This is a genomic window from Streptomyces sp. NPDC104106 (genome assembly GCF_055584345.1).
Genome location: NZ_JBVJMF010000002.1, coordinates 315,926 through 337,232 on the forward strand (window position 1 = coordinate 315,926; position 21,307 = coordinate 337,232).

Consider the following 21,307-nt stretch of genomic DNA (forward strand, 5'->3'; position numbering starts at 1 on the left):
GGTCTTGAGAGGCAAGGGGAACAACACGAGTCAAGGACACACGGGGGTGTTCGAACTTGACCGAGATCATCGAGACGCTGGAGAGGCTCGCCGGGGGGAGCCGGCGGCAGCAGGCTGCGGCGCCGGGTGAACTGGCGCCGTACGCCGCGCCGTTGACCGTGCCGCCGGTCCTGCGTCCCGCCGCGGACGACGTCCTGCACGAGACCGAGATCGCCGTCCGCCCGACCTGGGTGCGCCTGCACCCGCAGCTGCCGCCGACCCTGATGTGGGGCTACGGCGGACATGTACCGGGCCCGACCATCGAGGTGCGGCGCGGTCAGCGCGTCCGCATCGCCTGGACCAACCGCATACCGAAGGACGCCGAGTACCCGGTCACCTCCGTCGAGGTGCCCGGCGGCGCGCCCGGCACCCCGCCGCCCAGCACCGAGCCGGGCCGTGCGGGTGTCGAGCCGGACAAGGACGTCGCCGCCCTGCCCGCCTGGTTCGTGACCCATCTGCACGGCGCCCGCACCGGCGGCGGCAACGACGGCTGGGCGGACAACGCCGTCGGCCACGGCGACGCCCAGCTGTCGGAGTACCCCAACGACCACCAGGCGGTGCAGTGGTGGTACCACGACCATGCCATGAACATCACGCGGTTCAACGTGATGGCGGGCCTGTACGGCACCTACCTCCTGCGCGACGAGGAGGAGGACGCCCTCCGGCTGCCGTCCGGGGAGCGGGAGATCCCGCTGCTCATCGCCGACCGCAACCTCGACACCGACGAGGACGGCCGCCTCAACGGCCGGCTGCTGCACAAGACGGTGATCGTCCAGCAGAGCAACCCGGAGACCGGAAAGCCGGTCTCCGTACCCTTCACCGGGCCCTACACCACGGTCAACGGCCGCATCTGGCCGTACGCCGAGGTGGAGCCGGCCTGGTACCGCTTCCGGCTGGTCAACACCTCGAACGCGCGCATCTTCGACCTCGTCCTGATCGACGAGCACGGCAAGCCGGTACCGGGCGTCGTGCACCAGATCGGCAGCGACGGCGGGCTGCTGCCGCGCCCGGTGCCCATCGACTTCGAGAGGGGCCTGCCCACGCTGACCGCCGCGCCGGCCGAGCGCTTCGACCTGCTGGCCGACTTCCGCGCGCTGGCGGGCCGGACCCTGCGGCTGGTCAACAAGGGCCGCAACCAGCCGGCGGGCGTGCCCGACCCGGAGGGCGACGTGCGCTACCCGGCGGTGCTGGAGTTCCGGGTCGGCGAGTCGTGCGCGCGGCAGGACACCTTCGAACTGCCCGAGGTGCTCTCCGGCTCCTTCCGCCGGCTGACCCACGACCTCCCGCACGGCCACCGGCTGGTCCTGCTCACCCCGCCGGCCACCAAGGGCGCGGGCGGGCACCCGGAGATGTGGGAGCTGACCGAGGTCGAGGACCCGAGCGGGCTGCAGCTGCCGGCCGACGGCATCGTGCAGGTCACCGGGCCCGACGGCACCACGAAGACGTACCGGCGCACCTCCCGTACGTTCAACGACGCGCTCGGCTTCACCATCGCCGAGGGCGGCTACGAGCAGTGGAGCTTCCTCAACCTCGCGCCGATCGTCCACCCCATGCACATCCATCTGGCCGACTTCCAGCTGCTCGGCCGGGACGCCTACGACGTCTCGGGGTTCGTCCCGGCCGTCGGCGGCACCCGGACGCCGATCCGTCACGACGCCGGCCGGACGATCCCGCTCGCCCCCAACGAGCGGGGCAACAAGGACGTCTTCCGGGTGCCCGGGAACCAGATGCTGCGGGTCATGGGCCGCTTCGAGGGGGCGTACGGCAGGTTCATGTACCACTGCCATCTGCTGGAGCACGAGGACATGGGCATGATGCGGCCCTTCGTCGTCATGCCGGCCGAGGCCATGAAGTTCGACCACGGTGCCGGGCACGGCGGCCATGAGGGACACATGGGCTGAGCCACCGCAGCCCGCCGGTGAGGGGCGGGTGTCATGCCTGGTGCGCCGCCGGCCGGTGCGCGCGTGCTCGACCGCGGCTCGCGCCAGCGCCCGGACCATCGGGTGCGGGCGCGAGCCGTCGCCGGCCAGCTCCGGCTGGAACAGCGGCGCGAGGAAGAAGGGGTGCCAGGGCAGTTCGGCGACCCGGGGACCGCCGTCCTCGTCGTACCCGGACAACCGCAGTCCGTGGGCGGTCAGCGTGTCGAGGTGGCCGGAGGGGCCGTAGGCGCCGAAGTAGCGCTCGACCGTGCGCCGCGCGCCGATCACGGACTCCGCCAGCGACCGGTTACGGGCCGCGTACGGCGGCGGCGCTTTCCACCCCGCCCTGCGCTACGAGGGCACCGGCCTGCGCACTCTCACCGCCCTCGCCGCCGCCGGCCACGGCCTCGCTCTGCTGCCCCGCTCGGCCGCCACCGCCGTACCGGGCACGGTCGCCGTTGCGCTGACCGCGCCCCGCGTGGTGCACCGCACGGAAACTCCTCCACGGCGCCGGCCCGGGAGCGGCGGCGGCGACGACGGCACGAAGGCTGACGGCCATGGAGACGAACGGTGCATGACTACCCTGCGCCGGCCCCCGGCCAGTCTCACTCGTTCGTGTCTCGTCGCGCTCCGGTGCCCGGGGTAGAGCACCAGCCGGAGGCGAGCGAACCATGGAACAGACTGCGTTGCGACCCAAGCCCATGCCCGGACAGGAGCGGCGGGAAAGCGCCGGCGTCGACCGCGCGGACCCGGGCCCCGTCCGCCGCCCACACCCCGCGCACCGGCGCGGACCGCGGCTGCGGAGCGTGCTGGTCGGCCTGTGCGCGGGCACGTTCCTGGTGCTGTCCGGCATCGGCGTCGGCGCGGTGGGGGCCACCGTGATCGGCCTGAGCAGTCTCGCCGAACTGCGCCACCCGAACCCGCCGTCCGCCCCCTCGGCCCAGGCTCCGCCCGCCGCCGCGCCGAGCCCCGCCCCGCCCCGCCCGACCCTCGGTGTGGAGGCCGTCGACGCCCCGAAGGCCGGCGCGCTCCTCGTGGGCGTGCACGTGCCCGGACCCGGCTACGCCGCCGGACTCGTCCGCGGGGACGTCCTGCTCCAGTTCGGATCCGCGCGCGTGGACAGCGCCGCCGACCTGGCCCGGGCCGTCGCCCGCGCCCGCCCGGGCCTGGAGGTGCGGCTCACCGTGCGTCACCGCGGCGGGAGCTACCAGCAGTTGACCGTCGTACCGGGCGTGGTGACCTGAGCGGCGCACGCGATGCCTCCGTGCCACGCCGACCCCGCGCACGCGCCTTCGGTCACCCTCGCCGGGGCCCCTGGTCGCCACCCCGCCCCGCGCGCCATGATGGCCGCATGCCGAGCCCCGTCTCCCGCGACCGCACCCGTGGAGACCTTGGGCGATCGGCTCGCGCCACCCCGCCCGGCCGGGCAGGATGCTGCACGAGACGCCCTCGCCCCGTACCCTCACCCGCGCTCGGAGGACCGGATGACCGGTAGCACGCCCCCGCCCTTCACCGCCGCCGACTACCGTGCCCGCATGGAGCGCGCCGTGCGCTCCGCGGCCGACGCCGGCCTCGCGGGGCTGCTCGTGGCACCCGGACCGGACATGGTCTGGCTCACCGGCTACACCCCCACCGCCGTCACCGAACGGCTCACCGTGCTGGTCCTCACCCCCGACCGCGACCCCGTGCTCGTCGTGCCCACCCTGGAGGCACCCGACGCCGAGCACGCGGCCGGCGCGTCCGCGCTCACCCTGCGGGACTGGACCGACGGCAAGGACCCCTACGCCGTCACCGCCGCCCTGCTGGACGGCCGGGGCCGGTTCGGCATCAGCGACAACACCTGGGCGATGCACCTGCTGGGTCTCCAGCGGACCCTGCCGGACACCTCGTACGCCTCGCTCACCGACGCCCTCCCCATGCTGCGCGCCGTCAAGGACGCGGCCGAACTGGAACTGCTCGCGGCGGCCGGAGCCGCTGCCGACGCAACGTTCGAGGAGATCCGGAAGGTTCCCTTCGCCGGCCGCCGCGAGTCCGACGTCGGCCAGGACCTCGCCGGCCTGCTGCGCCGCTTCGGCCACTCCCAGGTCGACTTCACCATCGTCGGCTCGGGGCCCAACGGCGCCAACCCGCACCACGAGGTCGGCGACCGCGTCATCCAGGACGGCGACATGGTCGTGCTGGACTTCGGGGGCCTGAAGGACGGCTACGGCTCCGACACCACCCGCACGGTCCACGTGGGCGAGCCCACCGAGGAGGAGCGCCGCGTCCACGACGTCGTCCGCGAGGCGCAGGAGGCCGGCTTCGCCGCCGTACGGCCGGGCGCGGCCTGCCAGGAGGTCGACCGCGCCGCCCGCGCGGTGATCGGCGACGCCGGGTACGGCGAGTACTTCATCCACCGCACCGGGCACGGCATCGGCGTCACCACGCACGAGCCGCCGTACATGATCGAGGGCGAGGAGCAGCCCCTCGTGCCCGGCATGTGCTTCTCCGTCGAACCGGGCATCTACCTGCCCGGGCGCTTCGGGGTGCGCATCGAGGACATCGTCACGGTGACCGAGGACGGCGGCCGTCGTTTCAACAACACCACCCGCGAGCTGGTCGTCGTGGGCTGACCGGCCCGGGCGACCCGCCCCCGACCCCTTCCCGAACGGCAACGGCGCGATCCATGACCCAGGCACCGACACCCACCGCGGACACCGTCCGCCGGCTGGTCCGCTCGCTGATCGAAGAGAGCGCGGCCGGCCCGGGACCCGACGTCCGCCCCGTCACGGAGGGCGGCGAGCACTCCACGTGGTGGGTCGGCACCCGCCATGTGCTGCGGCTCGCCCTCGACCGCGAGGCCGCGCTGCGCCAGCGCCGTGAACTGCGCCTGCGCGACCTGGTACGGCCGCACGTCCCCGTCGCCGTCCCGGCCAGTGTCGCGCACGGCGAGTGGGCGCCGGGACTGACCTACACGCTCGACACCCTGATCCCCGGCGGCAGCGCCGAGGAGCACGACGTCTCGGCCGTGGGCGAGGCCGACCTGGCGGGGCTGCTCACCGGGCTGCGCGCGGTGCCGGCCCGGCAGGCCGAGACACTCGGGGTGCCGCGCCTCGCCCCGCGTTCCCTGGAGGCGCTGCGCCGCATGGCCGTGGCCGCGGCCGAACGTCTCGCCGCCGCCGACGAGTTCGACGCCGCACGCCTGCACCAGCTCACCCCGCCCGGCGCGGCCCAGCTGGCCGCCCAGGCGGGCAGCGCCGTGCTCGTCCACCACGATCTGAAGGGCGAGCATCTGGTGGTCAGCGCCGACGGCAGGGTGCGCGGCGTCCTGGACTGGACCGACGCGGCCGTGGCTGACCCCGCCGAGGACATCGCCGGGCTCGTCCTCTCGGTCGGCTCCGGCGCGGCGGTCCGCGCGGCCACCCTCGCCGGCTACGGCCCCCGCCCCTGCCTGCGCGGCCTGTGGCTGGCCCGCTGCGACACCGTCGTCCGCCTCACCGACCGCCTGGAAGGCCGCGACGACGGTCCCCTGCCCCTCCTGCGCACCCAACTGCACCGCGCCTGGGAGCCGATCCTGCTGGAACGGGTGACGGACCTCAAGGAGAGCGACCCGGAGGAGTAGCGCCGCGGGCCGCCGACGTCGCGGACCGGCGCGCGCGAGCCCCTTCGAGCCTGCCGCCGGCCCCACCCGTCCGCCACCGGCGCCAGCGGTGGGCGCGCAGCCACTGGCCCCCCACCCGCGGACGAGCAGCCGTCCGCCGCCGTCCGCGAACGGGCGGTCGCCGGGTCGTCAGTCGCCGGCGGGTGACCGACGCCGCCTGCCGTCCGCCACAAGCTCCTTCGGTTTCCGCCGGTCGTCTTCCGGTTTCCGTCAGTCGTCTTCCGGGCTCGGCCGGGCGTCTTCCGGCGGCACCTGCCTGCCCGCACCTGCCTGCCCGCCGGCACATGTCCGCCGCCGTCGGCCTCCGCCGCCGTCGGCCTCCGCCGCCGTCGGCCTCCGCCGCCGTCGGCAAGGCGTCGGCACGGCGGCGGGCGGCCGACGGCTCAGGGCTGGGACAGGACCACGCAGGATTCGCCGGGCAGGTCCAGCAGGCCGTTCGGGCCCGGGGGCTCGATCGGGTCCCAGGCGGCGAGGACCAGCGCGGGACGGCTGCCCAGGGGGATCGACGCCTGTTCCTTGCCCAGGTTCACCGCCACCCGCACGTCGCCGCGCCGGAAGGCGAGCCAACGGGCGTCCTCGTCGTACGCCACCCTCGTGTCCGCGAGGTCGGGGTCGGTGAGGTCGGGCTGCTCGCGGCGCAGTGCGATCAGCCGCCGGTACCAGGCGAGCACGCGCGCGTGGGGCTCGCGTGCGGGCTCCGACCAGTCGAGGACGGAGCGGTCCCGGGTCGCGGGGTCCTGCGGGTCCGGTACGTCCTCCTCGGCCCAGCCGTGCGCCGCGAACTCCCGCCGCCTGCCCCGCCGTACCGCCTCGGCCAGCTCGGGATCGGTGTGGTCGGTGAAGAACTGCCACGGCGTGCCCGCCGCCCACTCCTCGCCCATGAACAGCATCGGTGTGAACGGCGAGGTCAGCGTGAGCACCGCCGCGCAGGCCAGCAGACCGGGGGAGAGGTGTGCGGCCAGCCGGTCGCCCTGGGCGCGGTTGCCGACCTGGTCGTGGGTCTGGCTGTAGCCGAGGAGGCGGTGCCCGGCCACGCGCGCGCGGTCCAGCGGGCGGCCGTGGCGGCGGCCCCGGAAGCTGGAGTAGGTGCCGTCGTGGAACCAGCCGCCGGTGAGGGTCTTGGCCAGCGCCGCGACGGGGGCCCGCGCGAAGTCCGCGTAGTAGCCCTGCGCCTCACCGGTCAGCGCGGTGTGCAGGGCATGGTGGAAGTCGTCGTTCCACTGCGCGTGCAGACCGAGGCCGTGCTCCGCGCGCGGGGTGATGTACCGCGGGTCGTTCAGATCGGACTCGGCGATCAGCGACAGCGGCCGGCCCACCTCCTCGGCGAGCGCGTCCACGGCCGCCGACAGTTCCTCCAGGAACGGGTACGCGCGCGTGTCGCGCAGCGCGTGCACCGCGTCCAGGCGCAGCCCGTCGATCCGGTAGTCACGCAGCCACGCCAGCGCGCTGCCGATCAGGAACGCGCGCACCTCGTCCGAACCGGGCGCGTCCAGGTTCACCGCCGAACCCCACGGCGTGTGGTGCGTGTCGGTGAAGTACGGCCCGAACGCGGGCAGATGGTTGCCCGACGGGCCCAGGTGGTTGTGCACCACGTCCAGGACGACACCGAGACCGAGTTCGTGGGCCCGGTCGACGAAGCGCTTCAGCGCCTCGGGGCCGCCGTACGGCTCGTGCACCGCCCACAACGACACCCCCTCGTACCCCCACCCGTGCCGCCCCGGAAAGGGGCACAGGGGCATCAACTCCACGTGGGTCACGCCCAGTTCCGCCAGGTGCTCCAGCCGTGCGGCGGCCGCGTCCAGCGTGCCCTCGGGGGTGTACGTGCCCACGTGCAGCTCGTAGAGCACGGCGCCCGGCAGTCCGCGCCCCGGCCAGCCGGCCCGCCACGCGTACCGTCCGTGGTCCACGACCGCGCTCAGCCCGTCCGGGCCGTCCGGCTGGCGGCGCGAGCGCGGGTCGGGCAGTACGGGGCCGTCGTCCACCGCGAACCCGTACCGGGCGCCGTCGGGCGCCTCCGCCTCCCCCGTCCACCAGCCCGCGCGTTCGTGATCGCGTTCCAACGCGCGCGTAGTGCCCTCGCACTGGAGCGTCACTCGGTCTGCCTGCGGTGCCCACACCTCGAACTGCACGGACGGTTCCCCTTCGTCTGCTCACCGTGATGATGTCCCGCGGTCCCCATCGTGCCGTCCGGACGATCAATACGCTCTCGAATTCGGTCTTTCCCGGCGGGTGTCGCGGAACCCGCGCGCGCGGGGCACCGATTCCGCGTTTTCTGGACACTCGGGGTTCACTGCCCGACAATCACCTCCGTGACGTCGTCTTTCGAGTTCTCCACGTACCCCGCGCGGCTGTCCGACGCGGAGCGCGACAAGGCGCTGCAGGTGCTGCGCGACGGCGTCGCCAAGGGCCGGCTGTCGCACGACACGTTCGTCCGCCGGATGGAGCTGGCGCTCTCCGCCCGCCACGCCGACGAACTGGCCGCGCTCGTCGCCGACCTGCCGCGCGAGAACCGCCTCTCCCGCGCGCTGTTCGGCAGCGTCGAGGCCGTCTCCGGGTTCACCGTGCGGCTGCGCCGCGCCTGGCAGGCCGAGCGGCTGCCCAAGCTGCTGCTGCCGCACCCGGGGCAGGCCCACCCCCTGCGCATAGGCCGCGACCCCGCCAACGGGCTGCGCCTGAACCACGAGACCGTCTCCCGTCTGCACGCCGAACTGGTCCGCGAGGGCGACCTGTGGGTCCTCAGGGACCTCGGCTCCACCAACGGCACCACCGTCAACGGCCGCCGGGTGACCGGCGCCGTCGCCGTCCGCGAGGGAGACATGGTCGCCTTCGGCCGCATGGGATTCCGTCTCGCCGTGCGCTGAGACCCTGGGCGGAGCGCACGAGCCGGGACGACGAGCTGAACCCGGGAGGCCGACGGCGTGCGCCGGGGCGACGAGCTGAGGCCGGGGGACGTGCGCCGGGATGATGAGCCGAAGCCGGGGGCGAGAGCGTGCGCCGAGGCCGCGGGCTGGGGACGACCAGCCGATGCGCCGGCTCCGTCCGCCGGCGCCGCTCGCCGCGACCGCGGGGCGAGGCTGTGCGGTGGGGCGACGCGCCGCCACGGCCTGCCGGTACCACCCCCGCCGGGGCGGGGCACCACACCACTCGCCCCGACCGTGGGTCGACGTCGTGCGCCGGGACGGATCAGCCGGCACCGCGCGCGGCTGTCATGCGGTCGGATCGCGTCCCGGGGCGGACCAGGCGGCCGTCCCTGTTCGAACGGGTGCTCTTCACGCGCGCGCGTGCCGTCCCGTTCGGGTGAGCCGGAAGGGCCGGGCTGCGGGAAGCGCGCCCGCGTGCCGATGCTGAGGACCATGACGTACCTCACGAGAGCGACAGCGGCGGCCGGTGCCCTGCTGGCGGCCGCCGGGCTCCTGGCCGCCGGCCCCGCCCGGGCGGCCACCCCCGACCGGCTCGCCGGCACCTGGCTCCGTCTGACCGTCTCCAAGGGCGGCACCGGAGCCGGCGACACGCGCGGCACCCTGCTGCTGTGCGACCCGCCGCGGGGTCGCGCGCGAGCGGCCGAGGCGTGTGCCGAACTCGCCGCCGCCGACGGCGACATCGGCCGCATCCCGCCCAAGGACGTGTACTGCCCGGCCCTCTACGCCCCGGTGACCGCCCACGCGCGCGGGCGGTGGCACGGGCGGCCGGTCGACTTCCGGCAGACGTACACCAACACGTGCGTCATGGACGCGCGGACCGGAGCGGTGTTCGCCCTGGACGGCTGATACGGCGCGGCGCGGCCGCGGCTCCTCACGCGGCTCACGAGGCCCGCTGCCGCGCCTGCTGGGCCGCCACCAGCACCGTCCTGGACTGATGCTCCACCTGGTGCTCCATCGGCACCCAGCGGGCCCGGAACCGCTCCGCGAACGCGTCGCACCAGGCGGCGACGAGCCGCTCCAGCGGCGGCGCCGCCCGGTCGTCGGTCTCCCGCAGCACCCGCAGCAGCATCGCCGCCGCGCGCAGCGGCAGTCGCCGCCCGAAGGCGTCCACACTGCCGACGTACGCCATCGTCGTGCCCGCCGGCGGTGTGTGGATCCAGTCCTCGGCCAGGCCCGGGATCAGCTCCAGCACCCAGCGGGCGGCCCGCAGCAGCGGACCGTCCGCGCCGTCCAGCCGGGGCAGCGCCTCGGCCAGTATCCGCTCCACCTCCTGCGCGTCCCCCGTCAGCCGGCGCGCCAGCCGCCGCATCGCCGCCGCGGGCGCCGGGTGCGGTGCCCGGTCGTCCACCAGGTCGCTCGCCCACATCGGCACCTCGACGACGGCTGTCAGACCGCCGTAGCGGTGCACGTGGTACCAGGTGCTGTGCCGCGCGTCGTCCGGCATGCTCGGGTACGCGGCGCCGGACTCCGGGCCCGGCATGACATGTACCCCCGGACCGGCGGCCGGCCAGCCGGCCGCGTCCGAGGCGCCCGTCTCCACCGGGATGTGCAACTGCGCGGCGGACTTCGCGAACGGCTCGGCGAGCCCCGGCACGTCCCTGGTCAGCTGCACCCAGCTGCCGCCCAGATCGGTGCCGTGCAGCGTGACCTGGAGGTACGGGCGCAGTTCGTCGATCACGCCGGTCAGCGCCCGGGTCTCGGGCGGCAGCCGGTCCGGCGGCAGTACCGAGGGCGACCACTCCGGCTGCTCCGCGCCCGTCGGCCGGTAGAAGCCCAGGTGGTAGTCGAGCAGGCTGCGGGGCGCCGGCGTCACATGCAGACTCGCGCCGTCCGGATCGGCGCACAGCAGGAAGTGCCAGGAGGTTCCCCAGCGCAGTTCCCGCTCGGCGAGGACACGTTCGGCCAGCACCCGCAGGGTGGAGCCCCCCGTCGGCTCGTTGGCGTGCGCGCCGGCCACCACCAGCACCGCACGCCGGGCGTGCCCCACCGACAGCAGGTGCAGGGGTCTTCCCGCGCGCGAGACGCCCACCTGCCTCAGCGAGCACAGCCCGGGTTCCTGAGCGGCCAACGCCTGAGCGGAGGCGACCAGTTCGGGAACGCTGGGATAGCGCAGCACCGGCAGGAAACTCACCCCCGACTCTTCCGCCCGGCTTCGCCCTCCCAGTCCCGCACGGGATCGGTGAACTGTCAAGCAGACGGCGGGGGTGGCTCCCGGGGGCGCCCGGTCGCGCGTGACGGGTCGCGGACCGGGCGCTGTGTGCCGTGGGCTCACTGCTGGTGCAGGCCACGCCCCGCGAGCGTCAGGAACGCCTCGCCCACCGCCTCGGACAGCGTCGGGTGCGCGTGCACGTGCCGGGCCACGTCCGCGGCCGCACCACCCGCACGCCCGCGTGCGCCAGATGCGCCTCGACCCTGCACTCGCTCGCCGTCGGCGTCCTGCCCGAGTCTTCGCCCGCTGGCGCGCGGCCCATCCCCGGGTGCTGCTGCGGCTGCACGAGTACGCCACCGCCGAAGCGCTCGAGGAGGCCGTGGAACGCGGCACCGCCGACCTCGCCTTCGGCCCGCACCCCGCCGACCCGCGCGGCACCGTCGTCCCGGTCGGCGAGGAGGAACTGGTCGTGGTGGTGTCGTTCGACGACCGGCTCGCGGGCCGTGCGACGGTGACGCTGCCGGAACTCGCCGACCGCGCCTGGGTCCGGTGCGCGCTGGAGCCCGTCGTGCACGGCGAGCGCTTCCTCGACTGGGCGTGCGCGCAGGCCGGGTTCAGGCCCGAGAGCGCCGTGTGGACCGAGCACGCGTCGACCGCCGTACGCATGGCCGCCGCCGGCGTCGGCGTGTGCGTGTCGTCGACCGACGTGGTGCGCGGCGCCGTGGGCGAGGACTGCGCGATCCTCACCCCCGACCCGGGCTGGAAGCGTGCCCTGGCCGTCTACACGCGCGTGCCGCCGGCCGGCGCCGCCGAGGCCTTCACGGACCTCCTGCGCGCCACCTGGCCCACCGGCGGCCCCCTGCGGCCCGCCCGAGCGGCCCTCACCCCGCACCCGCCCGCTCCAGCAGCACCACGGGAAGCCGCGCGAAAAGGTCCGCCACGCGCGCGTCCCCGGTGAACACCCGCTCCGGCGCGAGTACATCCGCCCACCGGCCGGGCGGCAGCGGCAGCCGGGTGTCGCGCCAGCCGCCCGCCTCCGCGAGGCGCAGGGACAGCCGGGTCACCGCGGTGACCACCTCACCGGAACGCGCGAAGGCCACGCAGTGGGCGGCCGCGGGGCCCTCGGCGGCCAGCGGGGCGTACGACGCCGTCGCGCCGAAGGCGTCCGGCCGCCGGGCGCGCAGCCGCAGTGCCGCCGCCGTCAGCGCCTCCTTCTCGCCGGGGGCCTGCGGCGGGAACGGCACGGGACGCCGGTTGTCCGGGTCCACCAGCGCCCGGTACTCGCCCTCCGTGCCCTGGTAGACATCCGGCACCCCCGGCATCGTCAGATGGACCAGCGCGGTACCGAGGACGTTGGCCCGGACGTGCGGCTCCAGCACCTTGCGGAACCCGGCCACGCGCTCGGCGGGCGGTCCGCACGGCCCGGCCGCGACGAAGGCGGCCACCGCCTCCTCGTACGGCGGCTCCTGCTCCGTCCAGCTGGTGTACAGGCCCGCCTCGCGCACATGCTTCAGCAGCGCGGCCCGGACCCGCTCCTCGCCGCGCTCCTCGTCCGTGGGACCCAGCCCGAACACCGTCTGCCAGGCCGCCCAGGCCAGCTGCCCGTCCGGCACGCCCTCCTCGGGCAGCGTCACCTCCGCCAGCAACTCGGCCCACCGCGCGGGGCATTCGGTCAGCACGGCCAGCGCCGCGCGGACGTCGGCGCTGCGCTTGGTGTCGTGCGTGGTGACGACCGTGCCGGTGACCGGCCAGTCGCGCTGCACGCGCGCGCAGTACGCGTGGAACTCCTCCGGGGACACGCCCGGCCGGCCGGGATCGCCGCCCACCTCGTTCGCCGACAGCAGCGGCACATAGCGGTAGAAGGCCGTGTCCTCCACCGACTTGGCGCGCAGCGCCGACGCGGTCTGCGCGAACCGCGTGCGCAGTTCCCCGGCCGCGCTCTCGCCCGCCCCCACCAGCAGCCGCCGTACGGCGTCCACCGCCCCGGCCTCCTCGGGCACGACGAAGGCCCGGCGGGCCTCGTCGGCGGCCTCCTCGGTGACGACGGCGGCCGGGTCGCCCGAGGCGTACGGCCGGTACACCCGCATCCGGACCAGCAGCTCCACCAGGGCCGTGCGCAGCGCCCAGGGCGCGCGGTCGCGCAGTGAGAGATCCGGTGAGGACGCGCACAGCCGCGCGGCCACCCGGGTGAGCCGGTCCGTCTCGGCGGCCAGCTCGTGCGTGAGCACCTTGTAGGCGGCCCGGCGCACCGTGGCCGCCCAGTCGCCGCCCCGGTCGGTCTGCGGGGCCGCGAACCGCCGGTACGCCCCGAGGAGTTCGGCGGCCCCGTCCCGGTCCGTGAACAGGCCGTCGACCTGGCGCAGCGCGTCGTACCCGGTGGTGCCCGCGACCGGCCAGGACGGCGGCAGGCGCTCGCCGTCGGCGAGGATCTTCTCCACCACCGTCCAGCGCCCGCCGCTCGCCTCGTGCAGCCGCGCGAGGTAGCCGTCGGGGTCGGCGAGCCCGTCGGGGTGGTCGACGCGCAGCCCGTCGACGACACCCTCGTGCAGCAGCTGGAGGATCTTGGCGTGGGTGGCGTCGAACACCTCCGGGTCCTCCACGCGCACCCCGATCAGCTCCGAGATGCTGAAGAAGCGCCGGTAGTTCAGCTCCGTGCGGGCCAGCCGCCACCAGGCGGGGCGGTACCACTGGGCGTCCAGCAGCTCGGGCAGCGGCAGGCACTCGGTGCCCGGGCGGAGCGGGAAGGCGTGGTCGTGGTAGCGCAGCACGTCGCCCTCGACGACGAGCTGCCCGCGCTCCGCGTCGAGCGGGCCGCCGAGCACCGGCAGCAGCAGCTGACCGCCCCCGGCCTCCCAGTCGATGTCGAACCACCGCGCGTACGGCGAGGCGGGTCCCTGGCGCAGCACCTCCCACAGGGCGCGGTTGTGCCGGGGGGTCATCGCCATGTGGTTCGGCACGATGTCCACCACCAGGCCCAGGCCGTGCTCCCGCGCGGCCCGCGCCAGGGCCCGCAGCCCCTCCTCACCGCCCAGCTCCTCGCGCACGCGCGCGTGGTCCACCACGTCGTAGCCGTGCGGGGAGCCGGGCACGGCCTCCAGGACCGGGGACAGGTGCAGGTGCGAGACGCCGAGCGAGGCAAGGTACGGTACGGCCGTCGCGGCGGCGGCGAACGGGAACGCGGGCTGGAGCTGGAGCCGGTAGGTGGCGGTGGGCACCTGTGGCCCGGGGCGCGCAGGGGTCATGGAATCGTACGTACCCAGACTGCCCGGTTTCGTGTCATCGGTCCCTGCACGCCCCCACGCGCGCGTGGCTGGCTTCGAGCGATGGGGACCACGGGGAGAGCGGGCCGGCGCCGCACGCGCGACACCTACCGCCAGGTGATCGGCCTGACCGGGCCGCTGCTGCCGTGCGTGTCGTTCCTGGGACGGCTGCCGACGGCCACCATCCCGTTCGGCAGCGTGCTGCTCGTCGCCCGGACGAGCGGTTCCCTGCCCGCCGCCGGGCTGACGGGCGGGGCGCTCGCGCTCGGCCAGGTCACGTGCGGGCCGGTGGTGGGGCGGCTCGCGGACCGGCACGGGCAGCGCGGCGTCGTCCTCGCGTTCTCGCTCGCCAACGCGCTCGCGATGGCCTTCCTGGTCGCCGGCGCCCTCGCGGGCGTGCCCACGGCCGTCCTGGCGCTCCTGGGGGCCGCCGCGGGCGGTACCGTGCCCCTGGGTGGGCCCGTTGGCGCGTGCCCGTCTGATCGCGCTCGCCCGCCGCGCGGGCGCCGCCGAGAGCACGGTCGGCGCCGCGCTGTCCTTCGAGAGCACCCTCGACGAGATGTCGTTCGTCCTCGGCCCGGCCCTGGTCGGACTCGCCTCCGTGCTCGCCCATCCGGCGTACGCGATGGGCGGCGCGGCGATGCTCGTGGCCCTCTGCGGCACCGCCTTCGCCCTGCACCCGACGGCCCTGTCCGCGCCCCCGCACCGCTCCCGCCCGCGTGCCGCCGCGGCGGACCAGCCCCCCGCGCGCGCCCGCCACTGCCGCGTCCGGGAACCGGGCTCCTGCCCCCGCGCCTGCCACTGCCGCGTCCGGGAATCGGGCTCCTGCCCCTGCGCCTGCCACTGCCGCGTCCGGGAATCGGGCTCCTGCCCCTGCGCCTGCCACTGCCGCGTCCGGGAACCGGGCTCCTGCCCCTGCGCCTGCCACGGCCGCATCTGGGAACCGCGATCCAGCCACCGCCGCACCCGGGGACCGTGAGCCCGCGCAGGCGTCTGTCACGGCCACGCCCGGGAGCCGGGACCGTCCACGCGCGCGTGGCGCCGCCATCACCACAGACGCGGACCCCGTGCGTCCGCATGCCGTCGGCGCGCCCCCAGGCAGGGACCCCGCCCGTCCCGGGGACGCCGTCCAGCCCGCGGACAGCGACCCGCACGCGCGCGACGCAAGCGCCTGCGCCCGCATGCCCGGCTGCGTGCACGCCCTGCGGGCCGCGCTCGCCCTGCAGGGTGCCATGTTCGGGGCCTGCCAGTCCGGGATCACCGCGCTCACGGACCGGCTAACGGACCGGCTCGGGCAGGAGGACCAGGCGGGGCTCGTGTACGCCGCCATGGGGGTGATGAGCGCCGCGGCCGGGCTCGGCATGGCCGCCGTACCCGCCCGCTTCGGGCTGCCGCTGCGCCGGCGCCTCGCCACGGCCGCCGCGCTCGTGCTGTCGCTGCCCCTGCTGCGCACGCACAGCCTGCCCGCCCTGTACGCCGTGGTCACCGTGCTGGGCGTCGCCCATGCGCCGCACCTGATCACCGTGTCCGGCCTCACCGAGCGCGCCGTGCCGCCGCACCGGCTCGCCGAGGCGATGGCGGTGGCCACCAGCGCCCTCGTCGGCGGGCAGGCCGTCTCGGTCGCCGTGACCGGCCGCCTCACCGACGCCTACGGCCCCGCGGCGGCCTTCGCGGCGGCGAGCGCGGCGGCCGCGCTCACGTTCGTCATCGCGCTCACGGCCCGCCCGACGGCCCACGCCGAGCGGACCGATGACGCCCTCCACGCGCGCGTGGCCGGCGAACGGGCCGGTACGACGCCCTGACCGCCACGCACGCCGCCGTGCCGGCCGCTAGGCGGGCCGCTGCAACACCGTCAGGCTGCGGTCCGGCAGGGTGAGCCGGTCGCCCGCCGCGACCTTCTCCCCGGTCCCCGGCGGTACTCCGTCCAGGCGGGCGGTGTCGACGACCACCTGCCACTGGCGGCCGTGGTCGACCGGCACCAGGAACTCCAGCGGTTCGGGGGAGGCGTTGAACATCAGCAGGAAGGAATCGTCGGTGACCCGCTCCCCGCGCGGGCCGGGCTCCGAGATGGCGTTGCCGTTGAGGAACACCGTCAGCGCCGACGCCCGCGCCGAGTCCCAGTCCCGCTGGGTCATCTCCGAACCCTCCGGGGTGAACCAGGCGATGTCGGACAGCGCGTCGTGTGTGCCCTCCACCGCCCGGCCGTGGAAGAAGCGCCGGCGGCGGAAGACCGGGTGCTCCTTGCGCAGCCGCGCCATCGCGCGCGTGAAGGCGAGCAGTTCCCCCTCGTCCCCGTCCGGGGGCCAGTGCACCCAGGCCAGCTCGCTGTCCTGGCAGTAGGCGTTGTTGTTGCCCCGCTGGGTGCGCGCGAACTCGTCGCCGTGGCTGATCATCGGCACGCCCTGGGACAGCATGAGCGTGGCGACGAAATTGCGCATCTGCCGGGTGCGCAGTGCGAGCACGTCCGGATCGGCGCTCTCCCCCTCGACCCCGCAGTTCCAGGACCGGTTGTGGCTCTCGCCGTCCCGGTTGTCCTCGCCGTTGGCCTCGTTGTGCTTCTGGTCGTACGAGACGAGGTCGTGCAGCGTGAAGCCGTCGTGGCAGGTGACGAAGTTGATCGAGGCCAGCGGACGGCGGCCGTCGTCCTGGTACAGATCGGAGGAGCCGGTCAGCCGCGAGGCGAACTCCGCGAGCGCCCGCGGCTCGCCCCGCCACAGGTCCCGGACCGTGTCGCGGTACTTGCCGTTCCACTCCGTCCACAGGGGCGGGAAGTTGCCCACCTGGTAGCCGCCCTCGCCGACGTCCCACGGCTCGGCGATCAGCTTCACCTGGGAGACGACCGGGTCCTGCTGCACCAGGTCGAAGAACGACGACAGCCGGTCCACCTCGTGGAACTGCCGGGCGAGCGTCGCCGCGAGGTCGAAGCGGAAGCCGTCGACGTGCATCTCGGTGACCCAGTACCGCAGTGAGTCCATGATCAGCTGGAGCACGTGCGGGGACCGCATGAGCAGGGAGTTCCCGGTGCCCGTCGTGTCCATGTAGTAGCGGCGGTCGTCCGTCAGCCGGTAGTACGACGGGTTGTCGATGCCCTTGAAGGACAGCGTCGGACCCAGATGGTTGCCCTCGGCCGTGTGGTTGTAGACGACGTCCAGGATGACCTCGATCCCGGCCTCGTGCAGCGCCCGGACCGCGGACTTGAACTCCAGGACCTGCTGGCCGCGGTCGCCCCAGGAGGCGTACGCGTTGTGCGGGGCGAAGAAGCCGATGGTGTTGTAGCCCCAGTAGTTGCTCAGGCCCAGGTCGACGAGCCGGTGGTCGTTGACGAACTGGTGGACGGGCATCAGCTCCAGGGCGGTCACCCCGAGCGTGGTCAGGTGTTCGAGGATCGCCGGATGGGCGAGCGCCGCGTACGTGCCGCGCAGCTCCTCCGGCAGACCCGGATGACGCATGGTCAGGCCCTTGACGTGGGCCTCGTAGATGACCGTGTGGTGGTACTCCGTGCGCGGCGGCCGGTCGTCGCCCCAGTCGAAGTAGGGGTTGATCACCACCGAGGTCATGGTGTGCGGCGCCGAGTCCAGGTCGTTGCGCCGCTCCGGCGCTCCGAAGTGGTAGCCGTACACCTCCTCGCCCCACCGGATCGAGCCGCTGATCGCCTTCGCGTACGGGTCGAGCAGCAGCTTCGCGGAGTTGCAGCGCAGCCCGCGCGCGGGGTCGTACGGGCCGTGCACGCGGAACCCGTAGCGCTGTCCCGGCATCACGCCCGGCACGTACGCGTGCCGCACGAACGCGTCGCTCTCGCGCAGTTCCACCGCCGTCTCCGAGCCGTCGTCGTGCAGCAGACACAGCTCTACTCGGTCCGCGGCCTCCGTGAAGACCGCGAAGTTGGTTCCGGCGCCGTCATAGGTGGCGCCGAGCGGATACGCCTCTCCAGGCCAGACCTGCATGCAGACGACTCTGACAGGTGTACCGCCCGGCCGGGGCGTGACGGCTCCCGAGTCTCCCGAAAGTGACGAAACCTCCCGTGCCCCGGGAGCGTGCCGGGGGCCGTCCGCACCGGCCCTCCGGCACCGCGCCTGCCCCCGTCCGGCGCACGCGACCAGCCCCGACGGCACCCGGGCCGGACCCCGGCGGCACCCCGCCGGACGCCCGGGCTATGAATCCGCTCACTCCGGGTGACACCGGGTCACGGAACGGCCATTGGCATGGCTGGAGTTGAGGAAAACAGTTGGACTACCGACCTGTCCATCCGGCTGCACCGCCCACCGCTCCCGGAGTACCCTTCCTTGATCGTTGAGACGGGTGAGGCCCCGGGGGCGGAAGGCGGTGCACGGGTGGGCTCGGGAGGGCTGGAGCTGCCCCCTGGTGACGAGGGTCACGAGGGGAACTCCGCAGACGTCCCGCCCGGCGCGGTGTCCCTGGCCCGGCCGATGGACGCGGGGTCCATCGGGCCGGAGCTGGACTGGGACGCCGACGCCTGGCGCGAGGTGCGCACCCGCGCCCAGCGGGCCGGCCGGGCCTACATCTGGCTGAACCTCGTCGAACAGCGGCTGCGCGCGGTCGTGGCCGCCGTGCTGCGGCCCGTCTACGAACCCGTCCACGGCGACGACTGGGTGGTCGCCGCGGCCGGTCCGGCAGGTCAGGAGTGGGTGCAGCGCGCGGTCGCCGTCCGCGAAGTAAGCCGCCGCAAGGGCTACTTGCTCGACCCGGCCGACGACAACGTCCTCAGCTTCCTGACGCTGCCGCAGCTGCGCGAGCTGATGGTGCAGCACTGGCCCTGCTTCGAGCCGTACTTCGACGAGCGCCGCGACCTCGAACTCGCCCTGGACGAGCTGGAGGTGACCCGCAACGTCGTCTCCCGTAACCGCGCCCTGTCCGAGGCGGTGCTCGGCCAGGCCGAGCGGGCCTCGGCGCGGCTGCTGGAGACGCTCGGCGCGGGCGGCGACGTGCCCTCCGCGCGCCGGCTGCCCGTGGACGCGGTCGAGGACCTGGTCGGCGACCGGTACGCCGACGTGGTCGCCGTGCATGCCGACCGGGTGCGCCTGATGCGCCAGTTCCCCGCCGAGGACCTGTTCGCCGGCGCCCGCCGCCTCGACGCCATCGGCATCGGGCTCAACCTGCTGGTGCAGAACTTCTCCGGACGCCGCCTGATCCGCCTGGCCGAGTCCGGCTGCCGGATCCGGCTGCTGTTCCTCAATCCGGCCTCCAGCGCGGTCAAGCGCCGCGAGCGCGAGCTGGGCATGAAGCGGGGCGAGCTGAGCCGCTCGGTGGAGATGAACATCCTGCACATGCGCCGGGTGCGCTCGCGCCTGCGCGACCCGGGCGCCTTCGAGATCCAGGTGTACGACGAGACGCCCCGCTTCACCGCCTACCTGGTGGACGGCGACGGCGCCGACGGCATCGCGGTGGTGCAGTCCTATCTGCGCGGCGCGCGGGGCATGGAGTCACCGGTGCTGGTCCTCCGCAACGGCGGCAAGCTGGTCAAGTCGAATGATGTCGGCGAAGCCGGACTCTTCCCGACATACCGGGAGGAATTCGAGATGTCCTGGGCTGATTCGCGGCCAGTGTCCTGAACTGTCCGATCCGGTAAGCGGAATGCGGGACTCGGATTGTCAGTGCCGCGTGCGAGGGTGGAGGCCACTGGGGGAAAGCACCACCGAGAAGGGGGGCCCGCCATGGGCTGGCACCGTGAGCTGCTGATCGGCTTCGACCTGGAGACGACCGGCACGGATCCGCGCGAGGCGCGCATCGTCACCGGCGCGCTGATCGAGGTCAGGGCGGGGGAGCCCGTGGGGCGCCGGGAGTGGCTGGCCGATCCGGGCGTGGAGATCCCGGCCGACGCGGTGGCGGTGCACGGCATCAGCACCGAGCGGGCCGCCGCCGAGGGCCGGCCCGCCGACCAGGTGGCCGACGCCCTCGCCGAGGCCCTCACCGGGTACTGGAAGGCGGGCGTCCCGGTCGTCGCCTACAACGCGGCCTTCGACCTCACGCTGCTCTCCGCCGAACTGCGCCGCCACGCCCTGCCGTCCCTCTCGGACCGCCTGGGGGGCCAGGCCCCCGCCCCGGTCATCGACCCCTACACGATCGACCGCTGGGCCGACCGCTACCGCCGCGGCAAGCGGAACCTGGAAGCGGTCTGCGTCGAGTACGGCATAGTCCTCGACCGGGCCCACGACGCCTCGGCCGACGCCCTGGCCGCGGCCCGCCTGGCCGGGGCGATAGCCGAGCGCCACCCCAAGATCGCGTCCCTGGCACCGGCGGACCTGCACGCCCGCCAGATCGGGTGGTACGCCGAGTGGGCGGCGGACCTCCAGGCGTTCCTGCGGCGCAAGGGGGACGCGGGCGCGGTGGTGGACGGGACGTGGCCCCTGCGGGAGTTGGCCGCGAGCCGGCCCGCTTAGCCGCCGGCGCCTACGGCGCGGTCAGAACGGATACCACCGCACCGTCTCGTCCCCGTGCCGCAACGACGCCACCCGCCGCCGGAACTCTGCCAGCGCCTTCGGATTGCTCCGGGCGTGCTGGGCCACCCAGGCGCAGCTGGCCGTCTCGCGGGCGCCGCGCAGTACCGCGCAGCCCGCCCACTCCCGCACCTCCCAGCCGTACGCCTCGGCGAAGGAGTCGTACGCCTCGGCCGACAGCCCGTACCGGTCACGGGAGAGGGCCATGACCACCAGGTCGTGCTCGCGCAGGTCGGCCGAGAAGGTCTCCAGGTCGACCAGGACCGGCCCGTCCGGCCCGATGTGCACGTTGCGGGGCAGCGCGTCGCCGTGGATGGGCCCCGGCGGCAGATGGGGCGTCAGCGCGGCCGCGGCCGCCGCGAAACCGTCCCGGCGTTCACGCAGAAAGGCCGCGTCCTCGGGGGCGATCGCGTCACCGGCCAGACGCAGCCAGCGCTCGACACCGCCCAGCAGCTCCCGCGGCGGCAAGGGGAAAGGAGGAGAGGGAAGTGCGTGCACCAGCCGCAGCAGCTCCGCCAGATCGCGCGGCTCGGCGGGCCGCACCGGCTCCGGCAGCCGGTGCCACACAGTCACCGGGTGGCCCTCGGCCAGCCGCGGCTCCGGCTCGGCCGCCCGTACCGCGGGCACGCCCGCCTCGGCCAGCCAGCCGGCGATGTCCAGCTCGCGCCGGGCCCGCTCCAGCAGCTCGGCGTCCCGGCCCACCTTCACCACCAGGTCACCGGCGGCGAACACCGCGTTCTCGCCGAGGGCGAGCAGTCGCGCGTCTCCGGCCGGTCCCGGCAGCACCCCCGCCGCGGCCAGTACGTCACGTGCCCGTGCCTCGTCCATCGTGCCTCCGTGCGCTCCGATCTCCCCGGCCAGTCTCGCATTCGTACTGGTCGGCTGGTACGGCGGGCAGCCGGGGGCGCCCGACAGGTCCCCGCC

17 protein-coding genes and 2 pseudogenes are annotated in these 21,307 nt (G+C 74.7%); 11 read left to right on the forward strand and 8 right to left on the reverse strand.

Going from position 1 to position 21,307, the window contains the following annotated elements; genetic code table 11:
- Positions 1-56 precede the first annotated feature (56 nt).
- Positions 57-1,940: an O-aminophenol oxidase PhsA gene (phsA, locus tag ACZ60X_RS05370; protein WP_469593530.1), complete on the forward strand. Its 1,884-nt coding sequence runs from the start codon at positions 57-59 to the stop codon at positions 1,938-1,940.
- A gap of 60 nt (positions 1,941-2,000) precedes the next feature.
- Here phsA and ACZ60X_RS05375 read toward each other — a convergent pair.
- Both ACZ60X_RS05375 and ACZ60X_RS05380 read right to left on the reverse strand, forming a co-directional pair.
- Positions 2,001-2,261: pseudogene (locus ACZ60X_RS05375) on the reverse strand (CTP synthase); the annotation flags it as partial.
- Positions 2,262-2,265: 4 nt separating this feature from the next.
- Positions 2,266-2,517 (reverse strand): hypothetical protein, encoded by a 252-nt coding sequence (locus tag ACZ60X_RS05380; RefSeq protein ID WP_469593533.1) that lies wholly within the window; start codon positions 2,515-2,517, stop codon positions 2,266-2,268.
- 112 nt (positions 2,518-2,629) lie between these two features.
- Between ACZ60X_RS05380 and ACZ60X_RS05385 the strand changes: the two genes are divergently transcribed.
- The 3 genes from ACZ60X_RS05385 to ACZ60X_RS05395 all read left to right on the forward strand — a co-directional run bounded on the left by ACZ60X_RS05385 (position 2,630) and on the right by ACZ60X_RS05395 (position 5,559).
- Positions 2,630-3,202: a PDZ domain-containing protein gene (locus ACZ60X_RS05385; RefSeq protein ID WP_469593535.1), complete on the forward strand. Its 573-nt coding sequence runs from the start codon at positions 2,630-2,632 to the stop codon at positions 3,200-3,202.
- 240 nt (positions 3,203-3,442) lie between these two features.
- Complete coding sequence (locus ACZ60X_RS05390; RefSeq protein ID WP_469593538.1) at positions 3,443-4,570, forward strand: aminopeptidase P family protein; 1,128 nt, start codon at positions 3,443-3,445, stop codon at positions 4,568-4,570.
- A gap of 53 nt (positions 4,571-4,623) precedes the next feature.
- Complete coding sequence (locus ACZ60X_RS05395; protein WP_469593541.1) at positions 4,624-5,559, forward strand: aminoglycoside phosphotransferase family protein; 936 nt, start codon at positions 4,624-4,626, stop codon at positions 5,557-5,559.
- 422 nt (positions 5,560-5,981) lie between these two features.
- On the opposite strand, the gene treZ is transcribed toward ACZ60X_RS05395, so the two are convergent.
- Positions 5,982-7,727, reverse strand: coding sequence for a malto-oligosyltrehalose trehalohydrolase (treZ, locus tag ACZ60X_RS05400; RefSeq protein WP_469593543.1), 1,746 nt, complete (start codon positions 7,725-7,727; stop codon positions 5,982-5,984).
- Positions 7,728-7,907: 180 nt separating this feature from the next.
- Here treZ and ACZ60X_RS05405 point away from each other — a divergent pair, with 180 nt between their 5' ends.
- Together ACZ60X_RS05405 and ACZ60X_RS05410 are read left to right on the forward strand one after the other, a co-directional pair.
- A complete protein-coding gene (locus ACZ60X_RS05405; RefSeq protein WP_469593545.1) occupies positions 7,908-8,459 on the forward strand; it encodes an FHA domain-containing protein in 552 nt (183 codons plus the stop codon).
- Between the two features lie 492 nt (positions 8,460-8,951).
- Positions 8,952-9,365 (forward strand): SSI family serine proteinase inhibitor, encoded by a 414-nt coding sequence (locus tag ACZ60X_RS05410; protein WP_469593548.1) that lies wholly within the window; start codon positions 8,952-8,954, stop codon positions 9,363-9,365.
- A gap of 34 nt (positions 9,366-9,399) precedes the next feature.
- Here the strand turns inward: ACZ60X_RS05410 and ACZ60X_RS05415 are convergent, their stop codons facing one another.
- A complete protein-coding gene (locus tag ACZ60X_RS05415; protein ID WP_469593550.1) occupies positions 9,400-10,650 on the reverse strand; it encodes a M14 family zinc carboxypeptidase in 1,251 nt (416 codons plus the stop codon).
- 275 nt (positions 10,651-10,925) lie between these two features.
- Between ACZ60X_RS05415 and ACZ60X_RS05420 the strand changes: the two are divergent.
- Positions 10,926-11,626 (forward strand): annotated as a pseudogene (locus ACZ60X_RS05420) (LysR family transcriptional regulator substrate-binding protein); the annotation flags it as partial.
- On the opposite strand, the gene treY reads toward ACZ60X_RS05420, so the two are convergent.
- Together treY and ACZ60X_RS05430 are read right to left on the reverse strand one after the other, a co-directional pair.
- Entirely contained in the window at positions 11,550-13,910 is a 2,361-nt protein-coding gene (treY, locus tag ACZ60X_RS05425) for a malto-oligosyltrehalose synthase (RefSeq protein ID WP_469593553.1), read from the reverse strand. The pseudogene ACZ60X_RS05420 and the gene treY sit on opposite strands and share 77 nt — an antisense overlap.
- Before the next feature lie 125 nt (positions 13,911-14,035).
- Positions 14,036-14,206 (reverse strand): hypothetical protein, encoded by a 171-nt coding sequence (locus tag ACZ60X_RS05430; protein ID WP_469593556.1) that lies wholly within the window; start codon positions 14,204-14,206, stop codon positions 14,036-14,038.
- A gap of 185 nt (positions 14,207-14,391) precedes the next feature.
- Between ACZ60X_RS05430 and ACZ60X_RS05435 the strand changes: the two genes are divergently transcribed.
- Positions 14,392-14,907: a hypothetical protein gene (locus ACZ60X_RS05435; protein WP_469593559.1), complete on the forward strand. Its 516-nt coding sequence runs from the start codon at positions 14,392-14,394 to the stop codon at positions 14,905-14,907.
- 88 nt (positions 14,908-14,995) lie between these two features.
- Positions 14,996-15,730 carry an MFS transporter gene (locus ACZ60X_RS05440; protein WP_469593565.1) on the forward strand — a complete coding sequence of 245 codons (735 nt, stop codon included), beginning with the start codon at positions 14,996-14,998 and terminating at the stop codon, positions 15,728-15,730.
- Between the two features lie 27 nt (positions 15,731-15,757).
- Here ACZ60X_RS05440 and glgX read toward each other — a convergent pair whose 3' ends face one another.
- Positions 15,758-17,872: a glycogen debranching protein GlgX gene (gene glgX, locus ACZ60X_RS05445; RefSeq protein WP_469593571.1), complete on the reverse strand. Its 2,115-nt coding sequence runs from the start codon at positions 17,870-17,872 to the stop codon at positions 15,758-15,760.
- 387 nt (positions 17,873-18,259) lie between these two features.
- On the opposite strand from glgX, the gene ACZ60X_RS05450 reads away from it, so the two are divergent.
- Complete coding sequence (locus tag ACZ60X_RS05450) at positions 18,260-19,498, forward strand: SAV2148 family HEPN domain-containing protein (RefSeq protein WP_469593574.1); 1,239 nt, start codon at positions 18,260-18,262, stop codon at positions 19,496-19,498.
- Between the two features lie 102 nt (positions 19,499-19,600).
- On the forward strand, positions 19,601-20,326 hold the full coding sequence (locus tag ACZ60X_RS05455; protein WP_469593577.1) for an exonuclease domain-containing protein: 726 nt from the start codon (positions 19,601-19,603) through the stop codon (positions 20,324-20,326).
- A 21-nt stretch (positions 20,327-20,347) separates the two neighbouring features.
- On the opposite strand, the gene ACZ60X_RS05460 is transcribed toward ACZ60X_RS05455, so the two are convergent.
- Positions 20,348-21,211 carry a phosphotransferase enzyme family protein gene (locus ACZ60X_RS05460; RefSeq protein WP_469593580.1) on the reverse strand — a complete coding sequence of 288 codons (864 nt, stop codon included), beginning with the start codon at positions 21,209-21,211 and terminating at the stop codon, positions 20,348-20,350.
- Between the last annotated feature and the right edge of the window lie 96 nt (positions 21,212-21,307).